Annotated in this window: 15 protein-coding genes; 13 read left to right on the top strand and 2 right to left on the bottom strand. The window is 73.3% G+C overall.

Features of this window, described 5'->3' with window-relative positions:
- Positions 1-99 precede the first annotated feature (99 nt).
- The 3 genes from G7063_RS08700 (at position 100) to G7063_RS08690 (ending at position 3,631) form a co-directional block, all read left to right on the top strand.
- Positions 100-1,230, top strand: coding sequence for a DUF4192 domain-containing protein (locus tag G7063_RS08700; RefSeq protein ID WP_166414046.1), 1,131 nt, complete (start codon positions 100-102; stop codon positions 1,228-1,230).
- A gap of 136 nt (positions 1,231-1,366) precedes the next feature.
- Entirely contained in the window at positions 1,367-1,774 is a 408-nt protein-coding gene (locus G7063_RS08695; protein ID WP_166414045.1) for a universal stress protein, read from the top strand.
- A gap of 216 nt (positions 1,775-1,990) precedes the next feature.
- Complete coding sequence (locus G7063_RS08690) at positions 1,991-3,631, top strand: RNA polymerase sigma factor (protein ID WP_370520695.1); 1,641 nt, start codon at positions 1,991-1,993, stop codon at positions 3,629-3,631.
- A gap of 217 nt (positions 3,632-3,848) precedes the next feature.
- Here the strand turns inward: G7063_RS08690 and G7063_RS08685 are convergent, their stop codons facing one another.
- Positions 3,849-4,055: a hypothetical protein gene (locus G7063_RS08685; RefSeq protein ID WP_166414044.1), complete on the bottom strand. Its 207-nt coding sequence runs from the start codon at positions 4,053-4,055 to the stop codon at positions 3,849-3,851.
- A 201-nt stretch (positions 4,056-4,256) separates the two neighbouring features.
- On the opposite strand from G7063_RS08685, the gene G7063_RS08680 reads away from it, so the two are divergent.
- From G7063_RS08680 to G7063_RS08645, 8 genes are all read left to right on the top strand, one after another.
- Entirely contained in the window at positions 4,257-6,383 is a 2,127-nt protein-coding gene (locus G7063_RS08680; RefSeq protein ID WP_240916009.1) for a type IIA DNA topoisomerase subunit B, read from the top strand.
- A gap of 51 nt (positions 6,384-6,434) precedes the next feature.
- Entirely contained in the window at positions 6,435-7,418 is a 984-nt protein-coding gene (locus G7063_RS08675) for a GNAT family N-acetyltransferase (RefSeq protein WP_166414042.1), read from the top strand.
- A gap of 61 nt (positions 7,419-7,479) precedes the next feature.
- A complete protein-coding gene (locus tag G7063_RS08670; RefSeq protein ID WP_206188128.1) occupies positions 7,480-8,223 on the top strand; it encodes a lysoplasmalogenase in 744 nt (247 codons plus the stop codon).
- Positions 8,224-8,319: 96 nt separating this feature from the next.
- Positions 8,320-9,429 (top strand): hypothetical protein, encoded by a 1,110-nt coding sequence (locus G7063_RS08665; RefSeq protein ID WP_166414041.1) that lies wholly within the window; start codon positions 8,320-8,322, stop codon positions 9,427-9,429.
- Complete coding sequence (locus G7063_RS08660; protein WP_166414040.1) at positions 9,429-10,112, top strand: hypothetical protein; 684 nt, start codon at positions 9,429-9,431, stop codon at positions 10,110-10,112. Before G7063_RS08665 ends, G7063_RS08660 begins: the two co-directional genes overlap by 1 nt.
- Positions 10,109-11,233, top strand: coding sequence for an energy-coupling factor transporter transmembrane component T (locus G7063_RS08655; RefSeq protein ID WP_166414039.1), 1,125 nt, complete (start codon positions 10,109-10,111; stop codon positions 11,231-11,233). The genes G7063_RS08660 and G7063_RS08655 overlap by 4 nt, the downstream gene beginning before the upstream one ends.
- Complete coding sequence (locus G7063_RS08650; protein ID WP_166414038.1) at positions 11,230-12,924, top strand: ABC transporter ATP-binding protein; 1,695 nt, start codon at positions 11,230-11,232, stop codon at positions 12,922-12,924. Before G7063_RS08655 ends, G7063_RS08650 begins: the two co-directional genes overlap by 4 nt.
- Entirely contained in the window at positions 12,921-13,730 is an 810-nt protein-coding gene (locus tag G7063_RS08645) for an ECF transporter S component (protein WP_166414037.1), read from the top strand. The genes G7063_RS08650 and G7063_RS08645 overlap by 4 nt, the downstream gene beginning before the upstream one ends.
- On the opposite strand, the gene G7063_RS08640 is transcribed toward G7063_RS08645, so the two are convergent.
- The gene (locus tag G7063_RS08640; RefSeq protein WP_166414036.1) at positions 13,690-14,202 is read right to left on the bottom strand and encodes a YcxB family protein; all 513 of its coding nucleotides are present in this window, start codon (positions 14,200-14,202) and stop codon (positions 13,690-13,692) included. The genes G7063_RS08645 and G7063_RS08640 overlap by 41 nt on opposite strands.
- Positions 14,203-14,419: 217 nt before the next feature.
- Here G7063_RS08640 and G7063_RS08635 point away from each other — a divergent pair, with 217 nt between their 5' ends.
- Together G7063_RS08635 and G7063_RS08630 are read left to right on the top strand one after the other, a co-directional pair.
- On the top strand, positions 14,420-16,318 hold the full coding sequence (locus G7063_RS08635) for a DUF2075 domain-containing protein (protein ID WP_166414035.1): 1,899 nt from the start codon (positions 14,420-14,422) through the stop codon (positions 16,316-16,318).
- 65 nt (positions 16,319-16,383) lie between these two features.
- Complete coding sequence (locus tag G7063_RS08630; protein ID WP_166414034.1) at positions 16,384-17,046, top strand: DUF5701 family protein; 663 nt, start codon at positions 16,384-16,386, stop codon at positions 17,044-17,046.
- The last annotated feature ends 52 nt before the right edge of the window (positions 17,047-17,098 follow it).

Below are 17,098 nucleotides of genomic sequence, written 5' to 3'. Positions count from 1 at the left end.
GCCTAGCGAGGTTGTCCCCAGGCGAGGGTTGCTCGCCTGCCGTCCACAGATCTGCACGGACGCCGCGCGCGTGTCTCGCGCACCGTGTGCGGTGGGTCCATGACGCACACGATCCGGGCCTCCGAGCCCTGCGAGCTCCTCGCCCTCGTCCCGTACCAGATGGGCTTCGTCCCGCGCGACTCCGTCGTCCTCGTCGGGCTGCGGGGTCCGCGCCGCCGGGTCGGCATGATGATCCGCACCGACGTCGGCGACGTCGCGCACCCCGAGGCCGGCCCTCAGCTCGCACGCAACCTCGTCGCTGCCGCAGCGCGGGACGGGGCGTCGGGAGTCGTCGTCGTGCTTTACCGCGAGCGAGCGCTCGCCGACGGCGAGCACCTCGACGATCAGGCGACGAACGCGCTCGAGGCGCTTCTCGAGGCGATCGGCGACGCGCTCGAGATCCGGGGCGTCGTCGTCGTCGGGGAGACGACGTACCACGAGGTAGAGCCCGACGGACAGCTCGTCGCAGCCCGCCCGCTCGCCGACCTCGAGTCGACCGCGGTCGGCGCGCGCATGGTCTTCGACGGCGTGGCCGTCCTCGCGGACCGGGACGACCTCGGCCGGATCCCGGTCCCCACAGCCGTGCACCGGCGCACCGCGGCGCGCGCCGCCCGCGCCCACGGACGCCCGGCGCCCGACGCCCTCGGCTCGAGCGGCGGCTGGCGCAGCCGGTCGCTCGCCGAGTGGCGGGGCGCTGTGCGCGCAGCTGGACGCGACGCCGCCGCCTCGCGTCCGCAGCGTGCCCGGCCCACGCAGTGGGGTCGTCTCGGGGAGGCGCTCGAGGACAAGCACCTGCGCGACGCGGTCCTCGTGACGCTCGTGGCGGGCTTGAGCCAGGTCGCCGAGAGGTTCTGCGCGAGCGACGGACGGGACTGTGCCGAGGACGTCGGGCTCGCGGTGCAGGTCATCGTGGACCCGACGGTCGCGCTCGCGCCGGACCCCACGCTGCTCGAGCCTGCCCGAGCCGTGCTGCGCGAGGTCGCTGCGCACCGGGACGGCGGGTCGGCGCCCGCGCTCACTCTTCTCGGCGTCACCGCCTGGTGGACGGGGCACGGAGCCGAGGCCGGCGTCTGGATCGACCGTGCGCTCGAGATCGACCCCTTCCATTCGCTCGCGGGCCTCGTGCGCACAGCGCTAGACGCCGGCCTGCCGCCGGGCTGGGTGCGTCGCGCGCGCATGTCGCAGGACTGAGACGGACGGTGTGTGCCGGACGCCACAGCATGCGCACCCGGACAGGGGGCGGAGGGCATGACGCGGTACGGCAGGCGTCGGATATCGTCGGAGATCTACGGCGCGACACGGTGCGCCCGGCGCAGGAGGAACAACGATGTCTGTTGTCGTCGGCTACCAGTCCACGACCGAGGGGTCGACGGCGCTCAGCGCCGCCCGCGAGGCGGCGCGGGCGAAGGGTTCACGGCTCGTCGTCGTCGTGAGCGAGCGGGCCGACAGGGTCGACGAGACGCGCGCTCGGGCACGTGACGAGGATCTCGCGCGCGTCACCGCGGAGCTCGCGTCCGAGGGCGTCGACCACGAGGTGCGTGTGCTCGAGGGCGCGGGCGACGTCGCCGACGACCTCGTCCGTGTGGCGGAGGAGACTTCGGCGTCGCTCGTCGTCATCGGGCTGCGCCGGCGCAGCCCTACTGGCAAGCTCGTGCTCGGCGCGAACGCTCAGCGTGTGCTCCTCGACGCGCCGTGCCCCGTGCTCGCGGTCAAGCCGACGCCCGCGACTGCCTGACCTCGCGAGCCCGCGGGAACAACTCGCGGGTCCCTGTGCGTTGGAGGGGTGGCGCACGGCACTCGGGAGCGCGATGAAACGCCCCGCTCGGGGCGCGTCCCGGGCGATCCGTGCGCGTGCTCCGAGTACAATAGGGGGACCGTGCTCACACCGCACCGCGAAGTTCATCCCGTGGCCGGCGTCATGCACTCCTCGAGTTCTGCCGAAAGGTCATCTGTGGCGCCCAACATCCCGAACCCCGCCCTGCCGCGCGAGTTCGAGCACCCCGTGCTCCAGGAGCTCGTCCGGCGCGGGACGACCGACGGCCGGATCGACGCCGAGAGCCTGCGTTCCGCGTGCGAGACCGCTGCGGTCGCGGACGCCAAGCGGCTCAAGGCCGTCTACCGTGCGATCGCGATGCTCGGCATCGAGGTGACGCTGCCCGCGACCGGCAAGGTTGCCGCGGCCGCCACGAAGCGTGCGACGTCGGCGACCGCGAAGGCGGACGTCGGGTCGGCGACCGCCACGAAGGCTGCGCCGAAGCGTGCCGCAGCCAAGGCTGCGCCGAAGGCCGTCGAGGCCGAGGTCGAGACCGAGGACGAGGTCGCCGCGAAGCCTGCCGCGAAGAAGGCGCCCGCCAAGAAGGCTCCGGCCGCGAAGGCGCCGACCAAGGCCGCCGCGGCGAAGAAGGCCGCTGCCGCGAAGACCGCCAAGGCCGCCGACGAGGGCGACGAGCCGGTCGAGGACGACGCCGAGGCTGTGCCCGGCGACGAGGACCTCGAGGACGTCGAGATCGACGCGGACGAGCCCGAGACGGACACGGCCGAGGAGACCGAGGCGAAGCCTGCCGCTGCTGCTGCCGCGGCCACCAAGCCTGCCGAGGAGGCCGAGGAGTCCACGAGCGGCTTCGTCTACTCCGACGCCGACGACGACGACGCCCCGGCGCAGCAGGTCGTCACGGCCGGTGCGACCGCTGACCCGGTCAAGGACTACCTCAAGCAGATCGGCAAGGTCGCCCTCCTCAACGCCGAGCAGGAGGTCGACCTCGCCAAGCGCATCGAGGCGGGACTCTTCGCCGAGGAGCGGCTGACCCACGCTGCGGGCGAGCTCGCCCCCAAGCTGCGTCGTGAGCTCGAGTGGATCGCGTCCGACGGCCGTCGCGCGAAGAACCACCTGCTCGAGGCCAACCTGCGCCTCGTCGTCTCGCTCGCGAAGCGCTACACGGGTCGCGGGATGCTCTTCCTCGACCTCATCCAGGAGGGCAACCTCGGCCTCATCCGTGCTGTCGAGAAGTTCGACTACACCAAGGGCTACAAGTTCTCGACGTACGCGACGTGGTGGATCCGTCAGGCGATCACGCGTGCCATGGCTGACCAGGCGCGCACGATCCGCATCCCCGTCCACATGGTCGAGGTCATCAACAAGCTCGCCCGCGTCCAGCGGCAGATGCTCCAGGACCTGGGCCGCGAGCCCACGCCCGAGGAGCTCGCCAAGGAGCTCGACATGACCCCTGAGAAGGTCGTCGAGGTCCAGAAGTACGGCCGCGAGCCCATCTCGCTCCACACGCCGCTCGGCGAGGACGGCGACAGCGAGTTCGGTGACCTCATCGAGGACTCCGAGGCCGTCGTCCCGGCGGACGCCGTGAGCTTCACGCTCCTGCAGGAGCAGCTCCACCAGGTGCTCGACACGCTCTCCGAGCGTGAGGCCGGCGTCGTCTCGATGCGCTTCGGACTCACCGACGGGCAGCCCAAGACGCTTGACGAGATCGGCAAGGTCTACGGCGTGACGCGTGAGCGCATCCGTCAGATCGAGTCGAAGACGATGTCGAAGCTGCGTCACCCGAGCCGCTCGCAGGTTCTGCGCGACTACCTCGACTGAGCTCGACGTCCGACGGCCCCCGCACCGATGGTGCGGGGGCCGTCGTCGTTCCCGGTGACGCCCGAGCGTGCCCGCGCGCACGGGGAGAGTGGCCATCGTCGGACTCGTGAGCCGCGGGTCGTGGGCGCGCGCTCACGCGCAGGGGGAGCGGGAGACGTCGAAGGGCCCCGCACCATCTCGGTGCGGGGCCCTTCGAGGTCGGGCTGCGATCGGCGGCTCAGCGCGCGCCGTGCTCCTCGTGGAGGCGGTCGGTCTCGTCCTGGATCTCCACGGCGACCGACGCGTAGGCGTCGGCGTGCTCGCGCGAGTGATGCGCGCAGAAGAGGAGCTCACCCACGGGGAGGGTGATACGGACGTAGGCCTGGGCGCCGCAGCGGTCGCAGCGGTCGGCCACGGTCAGGGGGGTCACGGTAGCGGTGCTCATGTCAGCATCCAACCATCCTGGGCGTCCCGGGATTCCGTCATCCGAGGAACGTTCGCCACCGGCGTACGGATCGTCTCGTGCCAGATGGCGGGATTCGGACGTCCGGCCTGCGACCGTCACAAACCCGTGTGGGTGAGGCGCACGCGCCACGCAGCGTGCCGCGGCCGGGAGTGTCGGAGGCAGCGCCTAGAGTGGGTGCTCGTGCCGACCGCAACGACCGAGTCCTACTCCGCCCGCCACCTCTCCGTCCTCGAGGGCCTCGAGGCGGTGCGCAAGCGACCTGGCATGTATATCGGGACCACCGACTCGCGCGGTCTCATGCACTGCCTCTGGGAGATCATCGACAACGCGGTCGACGAGGCCCTCGGCGGGCACTGTCAGAACATCACGGTGACGCTCCACGCCGACTCGTCGGTGTCGGTCGAGGACGACGGGCGCGGCATCCCCGTCGACGTCGAGCCCAAGACGGGACTCTCGGGCGTCGAGGTCGTCTTCACGAAGCTCCACGCGGGCGGCAAGTTCGGCGGCGGCTCGTACGCCGCGTCGGGCGGCCTCCACGGCGTCGGCGCGAGCGTCGTCAACGCGCTCTCGTCGCGCCTCGACGTCGAGGTCGACCGCGGCGGCAAGACGTGGGCCATGTCCTTCCACCGAGGCGAGCCCGGGACCTTCGACGACCCGCGGACGGGACCGAGCCCCGACGCGGCGTTCGCGCCGTTCGTCGACACCTCCGAGCTCCGCGCTGTCGGCAAGGTCGCGCGCGGACGCACTGGGACGCGCGTGCGCTACTGGGCGGACACGCAGATCTTCCTGCGCACGGCCGCGTTCCAGTACGACGAGCTCGTCGCCCGCATCCGCCAGACGACGTTCCTCGTGCCCGGCCTGCGCATCATGCTGCGCGACGAGCGCGGCATCGAGGGGACGCCCGGCGCCGAGGGAACCTGGGAGGAGGAGTTCCACCACACGGGCGGGACCGTCGACTTCGTCGAGTTCCTCGCCCCCGACACCGCCGTGACGGCCGCGTGGCGGCTCGCGGGGTCGGGTCGATTCACCGAGACCGTTCCCGTGCTCGACGAGCGCGGGCACATGACGCCGCGGGAGGTCGAGCGAGAGTGCGAGGTCGACATCGCCCTGCGCTGGGGGACCGGCTACGACACGACCGTGCGGACGTTCGTCAACATCATCGCGACGCCCAAGGGCGGAACGCACCTCGCGGGCTTCGAGGCCGGGCTGCTCAAGCTCGTGCGCAAGCAGATCGAGGCCAACGCGCGCCGGCTGAAGATCACCGCGAAGGACTCCTCGGAACGCATCGAGAAGGACGACATCCTCGCGGGTCTCACCGCGGTCGTCACCGTGCGTCTCGCCGAGCCGCAGTTCGAGGGCCAGACGAAGGAGGTCCTCGGCACCGCACCCGTCCGCGGCATCGTCTCGAAGGTCCTCGAGAAGGAGCTCGGCGCGATCCTCACGTCGACGAAGCGCGACGAGAAGGCGCAGTCGGCGCTCCTGCTCGACAAGGTCGTCGCCGAGATGCGTGCACGCATCTCGGCACGCAAGCAGAAGGAGATCTCGCGCCGCAAGAACGCGCTCGAGACCTCGTCGTTGCCCGCCAAGCTCGCCGACTGCCGCTCGGACGACGTCGAGCGCTCCGAGCTCTTCATCGTCGAGGGCGACTCGGCTCTCGGCACAGCCAAGCTCGCGCGGTCCTCGGACTTCCAGGCGCTCCTGCCCATCCGCGGCAAGATCCTCAACGTCCAGAAGGCCTCCGTCTCCGACATGCTGCGCAACGCCGAGTGCGCCGCGATCATCCAGGTCATCGGCGCAGGCTCGGGGCGGACCTTCGACCTCGAGCAGGCGCGCTACGGCAAGATCGTCCTCATGACGGACGCTGACGTCGACGGCGCCCACATCCGCACGCTGCTCCTCACGCTGTTCTTCCGCTACATGCGGCCCCTCGTCGAGGACGGACGGGTCTACGCGGCCGTGCCGCCGCTCCACCGGATCGAGGTCATCGGCGCGGGCAGCCGCAAGAACGAGTACATCTACACGTACTCCGAGGCCGAGCTCACCGCGACGCTGAAGAAGCTCGACAAGGCAGGCAAGCGCTACAAGGACGACATCCAGCGGTACAAGGGCCTCGGCGAGATGGACGCCGACCAGCTCGCAGAGACCACCATGGACCCGCGCCTGCGCACCCTGCGACGGGTGACGCTCGCGGACGCCGAGATCGCCGAGCACGTCTTCGACCTGCTCATGGGCTCCGACGTGGCTCCTCGCAAGGAGTTCATCGTCGCCGGCGCACAGAGCATCGACCGCTCGCGCATCGACGCCTGACCGGGCGATAAGGGGTCGACCCGGCGACCGGCCACGGCGCATGCTGGGTCCATGGACCTTCATCCCTCGCTGACATGGCGCCCCCTCGAGACCTCGGACGCCGACGACCTGCAGCGGCTCTTCAACGCCGTCGAGGAAGCCGACGCACAACCGTTCCGGATGTCGCTCGACGAGGTCGTCGAGGACCTCGGCGAGACCTGGCGCGACCTGGCCCACGAGAGCATCGTCGGGATCGACGAGGACGGCGTCGCCAGGGCCTGGATGCTCCTCACCGCGCCGCCCGAGGACGCGACCGAGCGCCGCGTCTACCTCGACGGCGGGGTCGACCCGGAGCTGCGCGGGCGCGGGATCGGGCGCACGGTCGCGAGCTGGGGGATCGACCGCGCGCACGAGCTGCTCGCACGCCGTGGCTCGGGCGACGGCGTGCCGTGGCGCGTCGGCGTGGTCGTCGGCACCGAGAGCACAGGGACGACGCACCTCTACGAACGGCTCGGGTTCGGCGCGCTGCGCCACTACGCGAACCTGCGGCGTGACCTCGACGCACCGCTCGTCGACGCGCCCGCAGCGGACGGCATCGTCCTGAGCCAGTGGGGTCCGCAGGACGAGGAGGAGGTGCGCCTCGCGCACAACGCCGCCTTCGCCGACCACTGGGGCTCGCAGCCGTCGAGCCCCGAGCGCTGGCTCACGGGACGGTCGACGTTCGCGGCAGGCTGGAGCCTCGTCGCGCGTGACACCGCCCGAGAGGGCTCGCCGGTCGTCGGCTACCTGCGGAGCGACCGCTTCCCCGACGACTGGCCCGCACAGGGCTTCACGAGCGGATACGTCCACCTGCTCGGCGTCGTGCGTGAGGGTCGCGGACGCGGCATCGCGAGCCTCCTGCTCACCCGTGCGCTCGAGCTCTTCCGGGAGGACGGCATGGAGGCAGGGACGCTCGGCGTCGACACCGCCAACCCGACGGGCGCGTACCGCCTCTACGAGCGGCTCGGGTTCCGCGTGTACCACTCCGAGGTGCTGCTCGGCGTGTCGGGCACCTGAGCGAGGACGGCCGCGCAGCCCGTCCCGTAACGTGTGCGCAGCCGTCGTCAAGGAGGATGCCGTGAGGCTTCGCGCGCCCGTCACCGTCGTCGTCGTCATGGGCGGAGCCGTCACAGCCGTCCACCTGGGGGCGCTGCTCGTCGGGGCCGAGGCCCTCGGGGACTTCACGCAGGTGCTGCTCATGGTGTTCGTCGCGCTGTGGCTGTGGCTGCGGACGACGCCCGACCGCGACGCGAGCGGGAGGCGCGGCAGGCGCCCGCGGCTCGTCGAGCTCACGCTCGTCGCGCTCGTCCTCTCCTGGCTCGGCGACTCGGTCCCACGCCTGCTCGACGGCGACGCCGCGTTCCTCGCGATGGTGGGCTTCTTCCTCGTCGCCCAGGTCGTCTACGTCGCGGCGTTCTGGCCGACGCGGCGACGGAGCGCGGCGGTGCGTGCACGGTGGAGCCTGCCGGTCTACGCGGCGACCTTCGTCGCCATCGTCGCGGCGTGCGCGGGGGAGGCAGGAGCACTGCTGCCCGCGGTCGTGGTCTACGCGTGCATGCTCGCGACCATGTCGATCCTCGCGTGGGGCCTCGGGCCCGTCGCAGGCATCGGCGGCGTGGTCTTCCTCGTCTCGGACGCGATGATCGCGCTCGGCGCCTTCGCGCCGAGCTTCGCGCCGCCGCAGAAGGACTTCCTCGTCATGGCGACGTACGTCGCCGCGCAGGTGCTCATCGCGTTCGCCGTCGACCGCCATGCGCAGGGCGGGGCCGCGGTGCGAGACGCTGCGCGGACTGCCACGCCTGACGTCGTCGGGCGCGGCTAGACTCCCCGCAGACGCAGGATGATGGCCCCAGAGGGGGACTGCGTCGGTCCTCCCGCCCACGTGCGGGACCTTCCGCGTCCCCTCCGAAAGGCCACCATGCGCACCTCCCGCACCCTCACGTCGCGTCCCGCGGCGCTCCTGCTCGCCACCGCGTTCGTCCTGCCGCTCGCCGCGTGCTCCGACGACGCGCCCTCCGCAGCACCCACGACCGCGTCGCCTGCGCCGACGACGCCCGCCCCGACCACGACGACGTCGGCCCCGCCTGCCGATGCTCCCGCCGACCCGGCCGCGACGGCGGCCGCCGCGCTCACGTGGCTCGGAACCGTCGAGCGCACCGACGGCCTCTTCACGACGACGTTCGACGGCACCGCGTACCCCGACCAGGGCCTCACGCTCGACGTGCTCGTCGCGGCGCTCGCCGCGCAGGACGACGCGTTCGCGAAGGACCTCGCAGGCACGTTCACGGCCGCGGTCGTCGACGCGTACGCGGGCGACGGCAAGACGGCGGGCTACGCGGGCTCGACCGCGAAGGCGGCGGTCGTCCTCGGTGCCGCCGACCAGGACATCGCCCGCGACCTCGACGCACGCCTCACGTCGTTCCTCGGCAAGGACGGACGGCTCTCGGACATCGGCGGCGACGACTACTCCTCGACGGTGAGCCAGGCGTGGGGCGTGCTCGCGCTCGTGCGCGGCGACGCCCTCGCGGGCGACGGTGCGGCCGAGCGTGCGAGCAAGGCCGCCGCCTACCTCGCGGCGCAGCAGTGCGACGACGGCTCGTTCCCGGCCGCGCTCGAGGCCGACGCGTGCGTCGGCGACGCCGACTCGACGGCCTTCGCGCTCTCCGCACTCACCGCCTACGCGGGCTCGGGGGCGAAGGACCTCGACGCCCAGGCCACCGACGGGGCGCGCGACTGGCTGCTCGGCGCGGCGGCCGACGTCGACGGCGGCAAGGCGTGGCAGTCGGGCGAGCCCGCTGCCGCCAACGTCAACTCGACGGCTGTCGCGCTCAGCGCGCTCGCCGACGCCGGCGTCGCCCCGAACGACGTCGTGGACGCGCGCACGTGGCTCGCGGCCCAGACCGTCGCGGTCGACGGCGGCGCGGCCCTCACCTTCGACGGCACCGCGCCCGACGCCCGTGCGTCCGCCCAGGGCATTCCCGCGCTCCTCGGAACGGGCCTCGTCGGCCTCGTGACGAGCGGCGACTGATGCGTCACCTCGTCGGCGCGGCGCTCGCCGTCGTGCTCGCCGCGCTGGGACTCACGGGTCTCGGCGCGACGAGCGCGGTGTCGGCGCCCGCCGACGAGGTGTGCGCGGGCGTGACGCTCGTCGTCGACCTCGGAGACCTGCCCGCCACGGCGGACGGGCACGGCAGCTCCGTGCGGTGCGGGTCGACGACGGGCCGCGCGCTCGACGTGCTCCGTTCAGCGGGCGTCGCGCTCGAGGGCACAGCGCAGATGGGGCTCGCGTTCGTCTGCCGCGTCGACGGACGGCCCGCCCCTGACGAGGCCGTGACGATGCCCGACGGCTCGACACGCACCGAGCCGTGTCGGCGGACGCCGCCCGCGACGGCGTACTGGTCGCTGTGGACCGTCGGGGACGATGGTAAGTGGCGCTACGCGACCGTGGGCGTCGGCGACACCGAGCTCGCCGCGGGCGAGGCGTTCGCCCTCGTCTACTCCGTCGGAAGCTCCGAGGGGCGCGCACCCGCGGTGACGCCCGCGCAGGCTCGCGAGGGCGACGTGCCGGACGGCTGGTCGCGTCCGTCGGCCGCGCCTGTCGCCGGGACCGATGCGGACGCGCCGGGTGCCGCCGTCGTCGCCGGTCTCGGCCTGCTCGCAGTGCTCGCCGTCGCCGTCGTCGTCATCCGTGCGCGCCGGGCGCGCGCATGAGGCCGGGCGCCGTCCACCCCGCAGCGTGGTGGCTGTGGGCCGGGGGTGTCGCGGCCGCGGCGACCCTCACGACGAACCTGCTGCTCCTCGCGCTGCTCGGCGCGGTCGTGCTCCTCACCGTCACCGTCCACCGGCCCGAGGGAGCGCGCGGCTTCGGCGTGTACGCGGTCGTCGCGGGTGTCATCCTCGCGGTGCGCGTCCTCGCGCACGTCCTGCTCGCGACGCCCGGCACGCACGTTCTGCTCGATCTGCCTGCGTTCGATCTCGGTCCGCTGATGTTCCTCGGGCCCGTGACGCGCGAGTCGCTGCTCGCAGGGTTCACGGGCGGTCTCCAGCTCGCGGTGCTCGTCCTCGCCGTCGGCGCCGCACACACGATCGCCGACGCCGGGCTGCTGCTGCGGCACGTGCCAGCGGCGCTCGGCCCGCTCGCGACCGCCGCCGTCATCGCGGTCTCGGCCTTCCCCGCGCTCGTACGTTCCGTGCTCGAGACGCGCGAGGCGCTGCGCCTGCGCGGCGCGACGCTCACGGGGCGCGGTGCGCGCGACCGGCGCACGCTCGAGCGCGTCGTCGTCCCCGTGCTCGAGGGCTCGGTCGAGCGCGCGTTCGCGACCGCGACGGGCATGGAGGCGCGCGGCTTCGGCTCGCAGAGCCAGGCCCGGCGTGGGACGGTCCCGCTCATGCTCGCCTCGCTCACGGCGGCGGGCCTCGCGATGCTCGCTCTCCTCGACGACGCCTGGCCCGGCTGGGCCGCGCCCGTGCTCGCGCTCGCCGCAGGACTGCTCACGTGGATCGCGCTCGGCGGCGCGCGCGGCAGGAGGACGACCCTGCACCGGCCGCCGCGCTGGACGTGGGTCGGTGCGGGTGTCGTCGTGAGCGGTCTCGGGGCCGCCGTGCTCGTCGGCGTGCTGCCCGCGTCCGTGCGAGGGCCTGCGGGGGAGTCGTGGCTCGCGCTCTCGGGCGGGGCGCTCGGGGCCGTTGTGCTTGCCGCGCTGCCCGCGGTCGTCGGGGCCGTCGCCGCCGAGGTGCGGGCGGTTCGTCGGGAGCCGTTCGGGCCGGGCGGCCCGGCCTCGCCGCGTCGGGACCTGGCGTCGCGCGCTCCCAGGGCGGGAGCCGCCCGATGATCCGGCTCGACGGCCTCACCGTCGCCGTCGGCGGACGCTCCCTCGTCGACGACGCGTCCGCGGACGTCGCCGAGGGCGACGTCGTCCTCCTTGCCGGGCCGACGGGCGTCGGCAAGACGACCCTGCTCCGCACCCTCGGCGGGCTGCTCGACGGCACCGGCGTGCGCGCGTCGGGACGCGTCCTGCTCGACGGGACCGACCTGCTCGGCGTGCCCGCGCGCGACCGCGCGCACCTCACCGGATACGTCGGGCAGGACCCGACCCGTGGCTTCGTCACCGCCCACGTCGAGACCGAGCTCGCGTTCGGCCTCGAGCAGCAGGGCGTCGCCCCGGCGGCGATGAGGCGGCGCGTCGAGGACACGCTCGACCTCCTCGGCATCGCCGAGCTGCGCGAGCGCCGCCTCGACACGCTCTCGCTCGGGCAGGCGCAGCGCGTCGCCCTCGGTGCGGTCCTCGTCTCGGAGCCCTCCGTGCTCCTGCTCGACGAGCCGACGTCCGCGCTCGACCCGGTCGCAGCCGACGACGTCGTCGGCGCGCTGCGCCGCCTCGCGCACGACGTCGGCCTCACCGTCGTCGTCGCCGAGCACCGGCTCGAACGCCTCACGGGCGTGGTCGACCGCGTGTGGCACCTGCCCGGCGACGGGAGCCTGCGCGCCGGCGGGAACGACGTGCTGCGGGCGACGCCGCAGGCGCCGCCGCTCGTACGGCTCGCCGACCTTGTCGGCTGGGACGACGTACCTCGGGACGTGCGGGAGGCGCGGCGGAGGTACGTCGCAGCGCCGGGCGTCGTCGGGCTGCGGGTCGACGCTCCCAGCGGCCACGGGAACGCCGCGGATCCAGCGCCCACCGAGGCGCGCGTCCGCACGCGCGGCCTCGAGGTGCGACGAGGCACCCGCACCGTCGTCCACGGGCTCGACCTCGAGCTCCACGCGGGCGAGGTCACCGTCCTCATGGGACGCAACGGCGCGGGCAAGTCGTCGCTGCTGCGCGCGCTCGCCGGTGCGCTGCCGCACCGCGCTCGCCTCGACGTCGCGGGCGTCGATCCCGCAAAGCTCGCCGCGCCCGACGCCCGACGCGTCGTCGCGCTCGTGCCCCAGGAGGTCGGGGCGCTGCTCTTCGCGCCGACCGTCGCCTCCGAGTGCGAGGGAGGCGACGCCGACGCCGACGCGGCCCCCGGCACGACGCGCGCGCTGCTCGACGGGCTCGTCCCCGGCATCGACGGCGCGACCCACCCGCGCGACCTGTCCGAGGGGGAGCGGCTCGCGCTCGTCCTCGCGATCCAGCTCGCCGCCGGGGCGGGCGTCGTCCTGCTCGACGAGCCCACACGCGGCCTCGACACGCCCGCGCGCCACGCGCTCGTCGCCGCGCTCCGCGAGCGCGCCGCCGCAGGCGCGACCGTCGTCCTCGCGACGCACGACGTCGAGACCGCCGCCGAGGCCGCCGACAGGGTGATCGTCCTCGCCGACGGCGAGGTCGTCACCGACGGGGCCGCGCGCGCGGTGCTCACGGGGTCCGTCGGAGCCGCGCCGCAGGTTGCGCGCGTCGTGCGGCCGCTCGCCGCGCTCACCGTCGCCGACCTCGTGCGCGGGCCCGCCTGTACGCCGGGTTCTGTACCCGTCGGACCGGACACCCCGGACGTGCCAGCCGTCGTCGCTCCCGGCCCGGGCGCCTCCGACGGACCGCCCCGATGAGCACCGTCGCGTCGCGCGTGCTCGTCGCCCTGACGAGCCTGCTCGGGGTAGCGATGCTCGGCTGGCCGCTCGTCGCGTCCGTCTCGCCGCGCGCCGACGGGCAGTCCGCGCCATGGCTGCTCGTCATCCTGCTGCCGCTCGTCCTCGCGACCGCGCTCGTCGCCGTGACCCGCGAGAGGCCCGACCCGCGCGCGCTCGCGCTCGTCGGCGTGCTCGCCGCGCTCGTCGCCGCGCTGCGCCTGCTCGGCACGGGCGTCGGCGGTATCGAGCCCATGTTCTTCCTGCTCGTCCTCGCCGGTGCCGCCCTCGGACCGCGCCTCGGCTTCACGCTCGGCGCGCTCGCCATGCTCGTCTCCGCGCTGCTCACCGCAGGCGTCGGACCGTGGCTGCCGTTCCAGGCGTTCGCCGCGGCCTGGGTCGGGGCGGGGGCTGGACTCGTCGGACGCGTCGTCCTGCCACGCGACGAGGCGCGGCCGGGCCGGCGCGCCGTCGTCGTCCTCGCCGCCTACGGCGTCGTCGCCGCGTACCTCTACGGGCTCGTCACCAACCTCTGGTTCTGGCCGTTCGCGCTCGGCGACGGCACACAGCTCTCCTACGTGCCCGGCGGCGGGCTCGGCGAAAACGTGCCGCGCTTCCTCGCCTACACGCTCGCGACGTCGACGCTCACCGTCGACACCGTGCGCGCCGTCGTCACCGCGGCCGGGGTGCTCGTGCTCGGACGGGCCGTGCTCGGGGTGCTGGGGCGGGCGCGGGTCGGGGCCGCGCTCACCGCAGACGGACCGATGCCGCACGCACCGCGTCGATGAGCTCGGCCGCGCCCGGGACCCGTCGGGGGACGACGATCGCCGCCACGGGCGAGGCGAAGACGAAGTAGTGGTCCTCGGTCTCCGCCACACCTTCGATGCTGGCCCACGGGAGTGACGACGTCATGCCGCTGATCTGCACGGTCAGCCCGTCCTCGGCGAGCGTCACACGGACTTCACCGACCGGACCGACGAGGCCCTTGGCGACCATCTTGCGGATGCTGCGGAGCAAGGAGCGCCAGAGGATCCGCGGGAGCAGGAACCACATCACGACGGCCGTGAGAAGGCCAGTGACGAGAGCGACGGGCAACGACCGCTCGAACGCCCAGGCGATGCCGAGGCTCGTGGCGCCGCAGAGGACAGCGCCGACGATGCGGGCGGTCGCCCGCTGCTTCCGGAGCACAGGCGACGTCCGCGCGACGTGCTCGTTGAACGCGACGTGGTCCTCGGTCGTGAGGAAGAACTCCAGCACCATGGGCGAGACGGTGGCAGGAGATATCGACCCAGGTCAACGTGGTCGATGACTTCTGAGGTAGGCCCGCCAGGTGTCGTCCCGGCAAGCGACCGCGCCGTGTCGTCCCTCGTCACGGCCGTCCGGATTGCTACCGTGACGGGCGTACCAGCGGTACCGACGGACTTCCCCCGGGACATGTCCCCACCGCACGAGACTTCGTGCTGCCCGGGGTGTGTCCATGTCGTTGTCGTCCGTCCGTCTGACGGCGTCCCAGATCATCGAGATGTCGTCGTCCGGCACCTCCGAGCTGGAGCGGGTCCTGTCCGAGTACCTCCGATCCCAGGGCATCGGCGCGGGAAGCGTCGGCGAGGCGCGGTCGTGGCGGAACTCGCTCCCGCAGCTCGCGCGGGACCTGGGTGACGCGGGACTCGGCGGGATCGAGATGCTCGTCGAGCAGCGGCTTCCGCTCACCTCCAAGCGGGCCGACGTCGTGCTCGCGGGCGTCGACGCTCGGACGGGCAACCCGCGCTATCTCGTCGTCGAGCTCAAGCAGTGGGGTGCCGCCGAGCAGCTCGACGATGCGGAGAACCTCGTCGCGGTCCCCGGGACCGCGTACCGGCAGTCGCTGCATCCGTCGGTGCAGGTCGCCGGCTACGTCGACTACCTCAAGGACTTCGTCGCCGTCCTCGGCGAGACGAATTCGGCGGGTGCGAGCATCGGCGGCCTCGCGTACCTGCACAACGCGACGGCGTCGTCCGTCCACACGCTGCTCTCCCACACGAGCACGCGGACGCATCCGCTCTTCACTGGAGACGCGCGCGGCGACCTCGTCGCGCACCTGCGCGCCCTCTTCGCACCCGAGCCGGGGATCGGCGCCGCGGACCTGTTCGCGCGGTCGCCCGTCGCGCCGTCGAAGCAGCTGCTCGCCCTCGCCGCCGACGAGGTGCGCGAGCGCGAGCAGTTCGTCCTGCTCGACGAGCAGCGCGTCGCGTTCGACCTCGTGCTGCGCGCCGTCGAGCGGTCCCGTCGCGGCGACACCAAGTCGGCCGTCGTCATCACGGGTGGGCCCGGCTCGGGCAAGTCCGTCATCGCGCTCGCCCTGCTCGGCGAGCTCGCGCGGCAGGGACGGTCCGTCGTCCACGCGACGGGTTCACGCTCGTTCACGCAGACGCTCCGCAAGGTCGCGGGGCATCGCTCGCCGCGCGTCCAGACGCTGTTCAAGTACTTCAACAGCTTCATGGAGGCCGACCGCAACGGCCTCGACGTGCTCGTCTGCGACGAGGCGCACCGCATCCGTGAGACGTCGGTCAACCGCTACACGTCGAAGGCGATCCGGCACGACGCGCGGCTGCAGGTCGACGAGCTGCTCGACGCCGCGCGGGTGCCCGTGTTCCTGCTCGACGAGCACCAGGTGGTGCGGCCCGGGGAGCAGGGTGCCGTCGCGGACATCCGTGCTGCTGCCGCGCGGCGCGGGTTCGACGTCGCGCAGGTCGACCTCGACGCGGAGTTCCGTGCCGGCGGCTCCGAGGCGTACATCCAGTGGGTGCGACGGCTGCTCGGGCTCGCCCCCGGCGGGCCCGTGCCGTGGCGCGACGAGGCCACCTTCCGCGTCGACGTCGTCGACTCGCCCCGCGAGATGGAGCACCGACTGCGCGCGCAGCTCGCCCTCGGGAAGGGCGCGCGCATGACGGCCGGCTACTGCTGGCCGTGGAGCAACCCCGTCGACGGCGTCGGGCTCGTACCCGACGTCGAGATCGACGACTGGGCGCGCCCCTGGAACGTCAAGGGCGACCGTGCGGTCGGTGACGCGCCGCCCTCGGCGCTGTGGGCGACGGTCGACGGCGGCTTCGAGCAGGTCGGCTGCGTCTACACCGCGCAGGGTTTCGAGTACGCGTGGAACGGCGTGATCCTCGGCCCCGACCTCGTCTGGCGCACCGACCGCTTCGTCGCGCGGCGCGAGCAGAACCGCGACCCTGACTTCCGCTCCCGGGCCCGCGTGCCCGACGAGGAGTTCGATCGGCTCGTGCGCAACGTCTACAAGGTGCTGCTCACGCGCGGCATGGAGGGCACGCTCCTGTACTCGGCCGACCGGGAGACTCGGGAGATGTTGCGGGGGATGGTCAATCCGCGCGGGTGACGCCCGGCGGGAATGCGGCGCCGGTGCCCGACGTTGCACGGGGCCGACGCCAACCAGGAGGCCCCGTGCACCAGTCCGCTCTTCCGTCCCTCACGGCCCAGGCCGAACGGCTCGTCGACCTCAGTCTCGTCGCAGATGCGGACAGTCTCCGGGCGCGCGCGGCGCAGCTCGAGCTCACCGCGCCGGCCGGCTCGCTCCTCGTCCTGCACGAGCGAGTCCTCCCCGCATCGGCTCTCGCCCCGCGCCTGCACCTGCCCGCGCCCGGCCGGGCGGGGGTGGCGGGGGAGACGCGCGAGGGCTTCGTCGTCGTCGACATGACCGACGTCGACGAGTTCAGTCCCACCGCCCAGGCTGAGCTGCCGGATGCCGACGTCTACGCCGTCCTCGCGCCCGAACGGGGCGACGAGATGCGGAACTGGTCGCCCGAGGAGGCACTGCCGGCCCTCGTCGCGGCGAGTCGGACGCCCCTGACGCTCGTCGAAGGGATCCACTGGGCGCTCCAGGCGCCGGGGGTCGTCGAGGCGAACGCCTGCTTCATGACGATCGGCTCGCGCAAGATCAAGCCGAACGGGACGCCGGACGCGCGCACGCCAGCACTGTGGATCTCGTCCGGCACGGGGCGCGACGGACGGGAGCGCAAGGGTGCGCCGAAGGTCGGCTGGTGCTGGTGGGGGAACCGGCACACGTGGCTCGGCTTCGCGTCGTCCGCGGGGCGCGCCGGCGCCTGAGCCACGGCCCGGCCAGTGCCAGCGTGAGAATCTGGGTGTCCTGGACCCACGA

Origin of the sequence: Sanguibacter sp. HDW7 (genome assembly GCF_011300875.1) — a bacterium.
Lineage (GTDB): Bacteria > Actinomycetota > Actinomycetes > Actinomycetales > Cellulomonadaceae > Flavimobilis.
The sequence above is the reverse complement of the archived record's forward strand: the minus strand, read 5'-3'. Positions and strand labels throughout refer to the sequence as shown.

Coding starts and splice junctions, on each gene's coding strand:
- G7063_RS08685 (WP_166414044.1), bottom strand. CDS start 4,055: ATGAGCACCGCTACCGTGACCCCCCTGACCGTGGCCGACCGCTGCGAC.
- G7063_RS08665 (WP_166414041.1), top strand. CDS start 8,320: ATGCGCACCTCCCGCACCCTCACGTCGCGTCCCGCGGCGCTCCTGCTC.
- G7063_RS08700 (WP_166414046.1), top strand. CDS start 100: ATGACGCACACGATCCGGGCCTCCGAGCCCTGCGAGCTCCTCGCCCTC.
- G7063_RS08650 (WP_166414038.1), top strand. CDS start 11,230: ATGATCCGGCTCGACGGCCTCACCGTCGCCGTCGGCGGACGCTCCCTC.
- G7063_RS08645 (WP_166414037.1), top strand. CDS start 12,921: ATGAGCACCGTCGCGTCGCGCGTGCTCGTCGCCCTGACGAGCCTGCTC.
- G7063_RS08635 (WP_166414035.1), top strand. CDS start 14,420: ATGTCGTTGTCGTCCGTCCGTCTGACGGCGTCCCAGATCATCGAGATG.
- G7063_RS08660 (WP_166414040.1), top strand. CDS start 9,429: ATGCGTCACCTCGTCGGCGCGGCGCTCGCCGTCGTGCTCGCCGCGCTG.
- G7063_RS08640 (WP_166414036.1), bottom strand. CDS start 14,202: ATGGTGCTGGAGTTCTTCCTCACGACCGAGGACCACGTCGCGTTCAAC.
- G7063_RS08655 (WP_166414039.1), top strand. CDS start 10,109: ATGAGGCCGGGCGCCGTCCACCCCGCAGCGTGGTGGCTGTGGGCCGGG.
- G7063_RS08695 (WP_166414045.1), top strand. CDS start 1,367: ATGTCTGTTGTCGTCGGCTACCAGTCCACGACCGAGGGGTCGACGGCG.
- G7063_RS08675 (WP_166414042.1), top strand. CDS start 6,435: ATGGACCTTCATCCCTCGCTGACATGGCGCCCCCTCGAGACCTCGGAC.